This window comes from Xanthomonas sp. SHU 199, from assembly GCF_000364665.1.
Taxonomy (GTDB): domain Bacteria; phylum Pseudomonadota; class Gammaproteobacteria; order Xanthomonadales; family Xanthomonadaceae; genus Xanthomonas_A; species Xanthomonas_A sontii.
The window spans coordinates 1-7,778 of the sequence record NZ_AQOI01000524.1; the positions used below are offsets into that span (position 1 = coordinate 1).

The 7,778-nt window shown below is 70.8% G+C and carries 9 protein-coding genes; 8 read left to right on the top strand and 1 reads right to left on the bottom strand.

Annotation, left to right across the window (positions count from 1 at the left end; all coding sequences use genetic code 11):
- Nucleotides 1-231: 231 nt before the first annotated feature.
- Genes D183_RS0115955 through D183_RS0115975 form a run of 5 tightly spaced genes read left to right on the top strand, consistent with a single transcriptional unit; the run spans nucleotide 232 to nucleotide 3,137 of the window.
- Nucleotides 232-594, top strand: a complete 363-nt coding sequence (locus tag D183_RS0115955) for a roadblock/LC7 domain-containing protein (RefSeq protein WP_026143691.1) — start codon at nucleotides 232-234, stop codon at nucleotides 592-594.
- Between the two features lie 9 nt (nucleotides 595-603).
- Nucleotides 604-1,104 carry a PAS domain-containing protein gene (locus D183_RS0115960; RefSeq protein WP_017909885.1) on the top strand — a complete coding sequence of 167 codons (501 nt, stop codon included), beginning with the start codon at nucleotides 604-606 and terminating at the stop codon, nucleotides 1,102-1,104.
- The gene (locus tag D183_RS0115965; protein WP_017909886.1) at nucleotides 1,101-1,856 is read left to right on the top strand and encodes a PhnD/SsuA/transferrin family substrate-binding protein; all 756 of its coding nucleotides are present in this window, start codon (nucleotides 1,101-1,103) and stop codon (nucleotides 1,854-1,856) included. Before D183_RS0115960 ends, D183_RS0115965 begins: the two co-directional genes overlap by 4 nt.
- A 7-nt stretch (nucleotides 1,857-1,863) precedes the next feature.
- Entirely contained in the window at nucleotides 1,864-2,505 is a 642-nt protein-coding gene (locus D183_RS0115970; RefSeq protein WP_232757292.1) for a hypothetical protein, read from the top strand.
- Nucleotides 2,502-3,137, top strand: coding sequence for a hypothetical protein (locus tag D183_RS0115975; protein WP_017909888.1), 636 nt, complete (start codon nucleotides 2,502-2,504; stop codon nucleotides 3,135-3,137). The genes D183_RS0115970 and D183_RS0115975 overlap by 4 nt, the downstream gene beginning before the upstream one ends.
- Nucleotides 3,138-3,213: 76 nt before the next feature.
- Here D183_RS0115975 and purT read toward each other — a convergent pair whose 3' ends face one another.
- Nucleotides 3,214-4,401, bottom strand: coding sequence for a formate-dependent phosphoribosylglycinamide formyltransferase (gene purT, locus D183_RS0115980; RefSeq protein ID WP_017909889.1), 1,188 nt, complete (start codon nucleotides 4,399-4,401; stop codon nucleotides 3,214-3,216).
- Nucleotides 4,402-4,595: 194 nt separating this feature from the next.
- On the opposite strand from purT, the gene D183_RS0115985 reads away from it, so the two are divergent.
- From D183_RS0115985 to D183_RS0115995, 3 genes are all read left to right on the top strand, one after another.
- Nucleotides 4,596-5,747, top strand: a complete 1,152-nt coding sequence (locus D183_RS0115985; protein WP_017909890.1) for an aromatic ring-hydroxylating oxygenase subunit alpha — start codon at nucleotides 4,596-4,598, stop codon at nucleotides 5,745-5,747.
- Nucleotides 5,737-6,363 carry a DapH/DapD/GlmU-related protein gene (locus tag D183_RS0115990; RefSeq protein WP_017909891.1) on the top strand — a complete coding sequence of 209 codons (627 nt, stop codon included), beginning with the start codon at nucleotides 5,737-5,739 and terminating at the stop codon, nucleotides 6,361-6,363. The genes D183_RS0115985 and D183_RS0115990 overlap by 11 nt, the downstream gene beginning before the upstream one ends.
- A 353-nt stretch (nucleotides 6,364-6,716) precedes the next feature.
- Complete coding sequence (locus D183_RS0115995) at nucleotides 6,717-7,589, top strand: SPFH domain-containing protein (protein WP_026143690.1); 873 nt, start codon at nucleotides 6,717-6,719, stop codon at nucleotides 7,587-7,589.
- Nucleotides 7,590-7,778 lie beyond the last annotated feature (189 nt).

Here is a 7,778-nt window from a genome sequence, read left to right on the forward strand (position 1 = left end):
TCCCGGCCGGCCACCAGCGCGGCCGCCTCGAGCGCCGGCCGCAAGGCGCCACGGGCGGAAGGAGCGCCTCGTCCCGCCGCGGCAGCGGTGCCGCCCGTCGGATCGACTCGCCTGCACGGGCCCTCTGCGCCGAGTACCGCCATCGGCCTTGATCCAGATCAAGGGCAAGACTGCGCCGACGCGGTCCAATGCCTCCCGCACCCGGTCGGGATGCGCAAGCGGATGGCGAGCATGCGAACGCAACAGTTGCAACAGGCGCTGGAAGGCCTCAATGGCGCCACCGCCGATATCGAGGCCTCGGCGCTGATCTCCCTGGACGGGCTGATGATCGCCTCGGCGATGCCGCAGGGCATGGACGAGGACCGCGTCGGCGCGATGTCCGCGGCGCTGCTCGCGCTGGGCGAGCGCAGCGCGCGCGAACTGGCGCGCGGCGCGCTGGAGCGGGTGCTGATCCAGGGCGAACTCGGCTACGTGATCATGAGTGCGGCCGGCCGCGAGGCGGTGCTCACCGTGCTGGCCAAGCCCAGCGCCAAGCTCGGCCTGGTGTTCCTGGACATCAAGCGCGCCGCGCAGGCGCTGCAACAGATCCTGTAGGGCGCCGCCATGCCGCTGCCGCCGATGGATCCGCCGCACGAACCGCACCGCAGCGCCGAGCTGCGCTACCACGACGGCAGCCGCCGCACGGTGTACTGGAGCGAACGCGAGGTGGCCTATCCGGACGGGCGCCTGATCGTCTCGCGCACCGACCTGGAGGGCATCATCACCCACGCCAACGACGCCTTCGTCGAACTCAGCGGCTGGCCGCGCGAACTGCTGATCGGCGCACCGCACTGCATCCTGCGCCACCCGGAGATGCCGCGGCGCGCATTCCGCGAACTCTGGGACACCGTGCTGGCCGGCGAGAAGTGGCACGGCTACGTCAAGAACCTGCGCCGCGACGGCGCCTGCTACTGGGTCTACGCCACCGCGTTGCCGAACGTCCGCGACGGCCGCGTGGTCGGCTTTACCTCGGTGCGGCGCAAGCCGTCGCGGCGGCGCATCGACGCGCTGCAGCCGCTGTACGCGCAGTGGTTGCAGGACGAACGCGCGGAGCCGCTGGCATGAGCTGCACGTTCCTAGTCGCGCCGGACTTCGCGCCCGAATACTTCGGCGGCTGGTACCTGCTCAGCACGGTGCTGCAACGCCGCGCCGGCCTCGGCCTGCGCCTGCTGATGCCGGCCGATGCCGCCGAACAGCGGCAATTGCTGGACGACAGCGTCGTCGACCTGGTGTACGCCAGTCCGTTCGACGCCAGCGCGTTGATCCGCGACCGCGGCTACCTGCCGCTGGTCAGGCCGCGCGGGCACGCCGACGAGGTGGTGATCGCGACCGCAGCCGAGGCGCCGGCACGCTGCGTGGAAGACCTGCCCTACGGCTGCCGCATCGCGCTGACCGCCAATCACGACGTACGCCTGATCGGCCTGCGCCTGCTGGAACCGGCCGACTTGGAGCCGGAACGCATCGCCTGGCGCCCGGCCAGCAGCTACGCCGCGGTGGCGCGGCTGCTGCTGGAAGGCGAAGCCGATGCCGGCCTGTTCCTGGCCACCGCCTACCACGGCCTGTCGCGCCTGACCCGCGCGCGATTGCGACCGCTGGTGGAAAGCGCGCTGTGCGACATCGGCCACGTGCTGCTGGCGCATCCGCGCCTGGGCCCGCAACTGCCAGCGCTGCGCGACGCCCTGCTGGCGCTGGGCGATGCCGCGCATCGCGACGACCAGGGGGTGCTCGACGCGCTGGGCCTGGAACGCGGCTTCGAGGCGATGGCCACGGAGGACGCCGAATTCATGATCGACCTGATCGACACCTTGCTGGACTGAGGCGCCCATGCCCACGCTTCCCGCTCGCGATCCCGCACGCCTGGTGATGCGCACCCATGCCCGTGCCCTGCTGCGCGACCCGCGCGACGCCGCCGCGCACCTGGCGCGGCTGCACGCGGCGCTGCAGTTGCACGACAACGAACCGACCCAGGGCGTGCTTGCCGACCTGTTCGTGGCCTTGCCGCGGCACGATGTCGCCCTGCGCCAGTTGGCGCTGCAGATGGCCGCGGCGCATCTGGCGCCGCACGTGGCCGAGGCCTTCCAGCGCCACAGCCAGGGCCACGCGCTGCTGCCGATCAACGCCCTGGCCACGCGCTGGAGCGTGCTGGCGCGGCCGTCCGCCGACGTGCCGGCGCGGGTGCGTCGGGCTAGCCCGGACCATTCGCGGCGGATGGTGCGCGAGGTGGTGGACGCGCTGTGCGACGGCGCACCGATCGCCGCGGCGCGCTGCGAGCGCGAGTTCCTGGACTACTGCATCAGTTGCCAGGACAAGCTCGCCTTCATGCTCGCCACGCGCGAACTGCGCCGCCATGCGCTGGCCCTGGGCGATCGCTGGGACAGCACCGCGCGCTGGCTGCAGCAGCGCGAGCCGCTGGGTGGCCGCAACGTCGACGCCCTGTCCTTTTCCAGCGCGAGTGCGCCGCGATGACCGCCCCCGACCCGACCAACTCCGAACCGACCTGGCTGATGCCGACCCCGCACGGCGTACTGCACGGCTTTGCCAGCGCCACGCCCGACCGCATGCAGCGCGCGCTGCAATTGCTGCTCGGTGCGCACGGTGCGTTGTCGCTGCAGGAATGGCGCCAGCGCGTGGGCGGCGACGCACAGCGGCTGCTGCAGGAGGCGCGCGAACAGCAATGGGTGCAGTTGCTGCGGCGCGCAGTGCCGGGCCCGGAAATCCGCCTGGACGATTTCGCTCAGCACGTGATCGCCCCGCTGTCGGCCGAACGCCGCGCGGTGCTGGCCTCCGACAGTGGCTTCTGCCTGGGCCATGCCGGCCTGGACCAGGAACAGGCCGACACGCTGAGCGTGGCCGCGGCCGACTTCTCCGGCTTCGCCCAGCGCCAGAGCGCGCGCGGCTGGCACGGCGCGCACCGCTACGTGGCGTTCTACAGCGAGCCGCAACTGCTGCTGCCGGACTGGTCGTTCGTGCCGTTCTGGGTCGACGGCGCCGGCTACTGGCTGGTGCTGGGCGGCGAGGCCCTGCTCAACAACCTGGCGATGGTCGAACTGGTGTGGAGCATTCGCCTGGCGGCGGCACGGTTTGCGCCGCCGGCTTGAGGGCCGGGAATGGGGAATCGGGAGTGGGGAATGGAAAGCGGGTGCCTTTGGCCCCGCTTTCCGGGCGCTCGCCGTTTTATGCGTCCAGGTCGATGGTGAGGGCCGCGGCGGCGTCGCGGGCGGTCTGGCGTGCCTGTTCGATGTCGGCGCCGCGGGCCAGGGTCACGCCGACGCGGCGGTGGCCGTGCACGCTGGGCTTGCCGAACAGACGCAGGGCAGTGTCCGGCGCCTGCAGGGCGGCATCGACGTTGCCGAAGCGTGGCACGCCTTCGCCGTGGGCCAGCAGCGCGCACGAGGCCGACGGGCCGTTCTGACGGATCGCCGGAATCGGCAGGCCGAGGATCGCACGCGCATGCAGGGCGAACTCGCTCAGTTCCTGCGACACCAGGGTGACCAGGCCGGTGTCGTGCGGCCGCGGCGACACTTCGCTGAACCAGACCTCGTCGCCCTTGACGAACAGCTCCACGCCGAACAGGCCCCAGCCACCGAGATCGTCGGTGACCGCACGGGCGATGTCCTGCGCGCGCTGCAGGGCCAGCGCCGACATCGGCTGCGGCTGCCAGCTCTCGCGGTAGTCGCCGTCCTTCTGCCAGTGCCCGATCGGATCGCAGAACGCGGTGCCGCCGGCGTGGCGCACGGTCAGCAGGGTGATCTCGTACTCGAAGTCGATGAAACCCTCGACGATGCAGCGGCCGGCGCCGGCGCGGCCGCCGGTCTGCGCGTACTCCCACGCCGCGTCGATATCGGCGGCGCTGCGCAGCGTGCTCTGGCCCTTGCCGGAGGACGACATCACCGGCTTGACCACGCACGGCAGGCCCACCGCGGCGATCGCTTCGCGGTACTGCTCGGGCGTGTCCACGAAGCGGTACGGCGAGGTCGGCAGGCCCAGGGTCTCGGCGGCCAGGCGGCGGATGCCTTCGCGGTCCATGGTCAGCCGCGCCGCACGCGCGGTCGGAATCACCCGCTGGCCGAGGTCGCGCTCCAGCGCCACTAGCGTCTCGGTGTGGATCGCCTCGATCTCCGGCACGATCAGGTGCGGCTGCTCGCGCGCGATCAGCTCGCGCAGCGCCATCGCATCGAGCATGTCGACCACGTGGCTGCGGTGCGCGACCTGCATCGCCGGGGCACCGGCGTAGCGGTCCACCGCGATCACCTCCACGCCGAAGCGCTGCAGCTCGATCGCCACTTCCTTGCCCAGTTCGCCGGAGCCGAGCAGCAGCACGCGGGTGGCGGAAGCGGACAGCGGGGTTCCCAGAGTGACCATGGCGGCGGCGCCTGCGCGAAGAGGGGAGCCGTATTCTACCGGGCCAGTGCCCCACCCCGGCACAGGACCAGCCACGCCATCGTCGGCGCGCAGCGAGGTGCTATCTTCCGCAACGTCACTGGGGATGTCGCCATGCACGCACACAGCGCCGAACACCGCCACGGCACGCCCTGCCGCACCGCCGAGGCGCGCCCATGCACTCGCTGATGCCGGCCGAGGCCTACATCGACGAGGCCTGGTTTGCGCGCGAGCGCGAGCTCCTGATGAAGCCGCTGTGGCAGTTCGTGGCGCCGCGCATGCTGCTGGACAAGCCCAACGCCTTCGTGCGCCGCTCGATCTGCGGCGTGGACGTGGTGGTGCAGCACATCGACGGCGAACTGCGCGCCTTCGACAACCTGTGCCTGCACCGGCAGAACCCGCTGCAACAGCAACCGCAGGGCGTGCGCCCGCTGGTCTGCAGCTACCACGGCTGGCGCTACGGCGCCGACGGCGGCGTGGACAACATCCCGTTCCAGGACGATGCCTACCGCCTCGCCCCGGAGGCGCGCGCCTGCCTGCGGCTGCGCCGCTTCGCGGTGGCCTGCATCGGCAAGCTGGTGTTCGTGAACCTGTCGCCCGCGCCGATGCCGCTGGAGGCGCAGTTCTCGCTGGAGGCGCTGGAGATGCTGCGCGCCGCTTCCGAACAGTTCGACGACGAAGTGCTGGTGGCGACCTTCGAGGCCGACTTCAACTGGAAGCTGGCCTACGAGAACCTGCGCGACGCGCTGCACCCGCGCTTCGTGCATGCGCGCACGCTGGCGCAGCAGGTGAAGTTCCAGGTGCAGATGGACGATGCCGGCGTCGCCGAGGCGCGCCGCTACCACGCCGAGGGCAGCGTCTCGCGCGAGGCGCATCTGGCGCGCCTGCGCGAATTCAGCAGCGGCGGGCTCAACGAGCCGTTGGTGGCGATGGCGCACTACCCCTGGCACGCGCACGTCGAACGCTTCGGCAACGACGACTGGTATCTGAACTGGCTGCTGTACCCGAACCTGCACATCGCCTCGGGCTCGGGTGGCTATTCCTTCATCATCGAGCACCACCAGCCGGTATCGGCGCAGCGCACCGACCTGCTGGTCTACTACGTCACCGCGCGCAAGAAGCATCGCTATCCGGGTTCCGACGCGGTGCTGCTCGGGCACCTGCACGGCGCCGAGAAGGTACTGCGCGAGGACATCGAGATCATGGAGCAGGTGCAGTCGGGACTGCGCGCCGGCGCCCCGCGCGCGGTGCTGGGCGACTACGAGCACGCCAACATGCAGATCGAACGCTGGTACATGGACGTCATGGAGGGCCGCCATGTCCTCTGACAAGTACGTGGTCGGCAGCGGTGCGCTGCTGCGCTGGGCGCTGGCGGCCTGGGCCGAGGCGGCGCCGGAGTGCGTGCTGCACCCGGTGGACGTGGCCCAGGGCAAGGACTACCGCTTCGACCTGGATGCCCTACACGCACTGGCCGACACCGGCGCCACCGCCTTCGTCGCCTGGGGCGCGCAGTTCCTCAACTTCCGCCGCCAGGAGCTGATGGGCGAACTGAAGGCGCGCGGCTTCAGGATGCCGCCGCTGATCTGCCGCGGCGCGCAGGTGGCCGCGAGCGCGCGCGTCGGCGAGAACTGCGCGATCGGCGCCGGCGCCATCGTCGATGCGCACTGCGACATCGGCTTCAACGCCTGGATCGGCGCGTCGGCGGTGCTGGAATCGGCGGTCAAGGTCGGCGCCTCGGCATGGATCGAGGCCGGCGTGACGCTCGCTGCCGACGCGCAGATCGGCGCCCAGGCCACGCTCGGCCGGCAGGTCGACATCGGCCCCGGCGTGCGCATCGGCAAACGCTGCCAGATCGAGATCCCCGGCCGCTACCGCAGCGACATCGCCACCGGCACCCACCACCTCAGCGGTTTCCGCTCGCCGGTGCTGATTCTCGGCGGGTGAGTGGCCGCCTCGGCGGCCGGGAATCGGGAATCGGGATTGGGGAATCGTAAAAGCGCTGGGTCTGCTGTCCCCGGCGTGACAGCACGCGGCCGATGGATGCACACCGCCGACGCCCGCCAAGTCGACACCCGGGCTGCCGCCGCAGCACCTGCCCCTTCATACCTCGCGACTTCAGCGCCCTACCGATCCTCAAAAGCGGATGCCGCACGCAGGCGGGTAGCCGGCTCCCCTAGACCCGCCCGCCCCCATGAACCCGCTTCCACGATTCCCCATTCCCGATTCCCCGCTCCCCGCCCCTTGCAACCTGATATCAATTTGATATCTTTTCGTCCAACCACCCAAGGACGTCCACCATGAAAGAGCAGCCCCGTTCCTCCCTGCCCGGCATCCCGATGATCGTGGGCCTGGTCCTGGTGTTCGTGGCCGGCGCCGGCGCGATCATCGCCACCGGCGTGCTGCAGCCGTCGGCGATGCCGTGGACCCTGCTGGTCGCGATCCCGGTGCTGACCGTCGCGCTGTTCCTGGTGGTCGGCCTGTACGCGCTGGAACCGAACCAGGCCGCGGTGCTGAGCCTGTTCGGCCGCTACGTGGGCACGGTCAAGGACCCGGGCCTGCGCTGGAACAACCCCTTCTTCAGCAAGCGCAAGGTCAGCCAGCGCGTGCGCAACTTCGAGAGCGGGCGGCTCAAGGTCAACGAGCTGGACGGCAGCCCGATCGAGATCGCCGCGGTGATCGTGTGGCAGGTGATGGATGCCTCCGAGGCGGTCTACAACGTCGACGACTACGAGAGCTTCGTGCACATCCAGTCCGAGGCGGCACTGCGCGCGATGGCCACCAGCTATCCCTACGACCAGCACGAGGATGGGCAGATCTCGCTGCGCAGCCATCCCAACGAGATCAGCGAGCAGCTCAAGCGCCACCTCGACGAACGCCTGACCCAGGCCGGCGTGGACGTGATCGAGGCGCGCATCAGCCACCTCGCCTACGCTCCGGAAATCGCCCAGGCGATGCTGCAGCGGCAGCAGGCCAACGCCGTGATCGCCGCGCGCACCCGCATCGTCGCCGGCGCGGTGGGCATGGTCGAGATGGCCCTGGCCGAACTGCAGAAGAACGGCGTGGTCGAACTGGACGAGGAGCGCAAGGCGCACATGGTCAGCAACCTGCTGACCGTGCTGTGCTCGGACCGCGGCACCCAACCGATCGTCAACGCCGGCTCGCTGTACTGAGGTGCCGATGTCCATGCACGCCGCCATCGCGCCGCTGGCGCTCGCCCTCTCCGGCCTGCCGGCCCTGGTCATCGCCGCCTGGGTCGGCGGCAAGGGCGACGACCGCGCGCGCGGGCTGGGCCTGCGCTGGGCGCTGATCGGCCTGGCGATCCTGCTCGGCGCGGCGGCGCTGTACTGGAGCGGCGGGCA

Excerpts from the sequence above, each read along its gene's own strand:
- D183_RS0115955 (WP_026143691.1), top strand. The coding sequence starts at position 232 with ATGCGAACGCAACAGTTGCAACAGGCGCTGGAAGGCCTCAATGGCGCC.
- D183_RS0115960 (WP_017909885.1), top strand. The coding sequence starts at position 604 with ATGCCGCTGCCGCCGATGGATCCGCCGCACGAACCGCACCGCAGCGCC.
- D183_RS0115965 (WP_017909886.1), top strand. The coding sequence starts at position 1,101 with ATGAGCTGCACGTTCCTAGTCGCGCCGGACTTCGCGCCCGAATACTTC.
- D183_RS0115970 (WP_232757292.1), top strand. The coding sequence starts at position 1,864 with ATGCCCACGCTTCCCGCTCGCGATCCCGCACGCCTGGTGATGCGCACC.
- D183_RS0115975 (WP_017909888.1), top strand. The coding sequence starts at position 2,502 with ATGACCGCCCCCGACCCGACCAACTCCGAACCGACCTGGCTGATGCCG.
- purT (WP_017909889.1), bottom strand. The coding sequence starts at position 4,401 with ATGGTCACTCTGGGAACCCCGCTGTCCGCTTCCGCCACCCGCGTGCTG.
- D183_RS0115985 (WP_017909890.1), top strand. The coding sequence starts at position 4,596 with ATGCACTCGCTGATGCCGGCCGAGGCCTACATCGACGAGGCCTGGTTT.
- D183_RS0115990 (WP_017909891.1), top strand. The coding sequence starts at position 5,737 with ATGTCCTCTGACAAGTACGTGGTCGGCAGCGGTGCGCTGCTGCGCTGG.
- D183_RS0115995 (WP_026143690.1), top strand. The coding sequence starts at position 6,717 with ATGAAAGAGCAGCCCCGTTCCTCCCTGCCCGGCATCCCGATGATCGTG.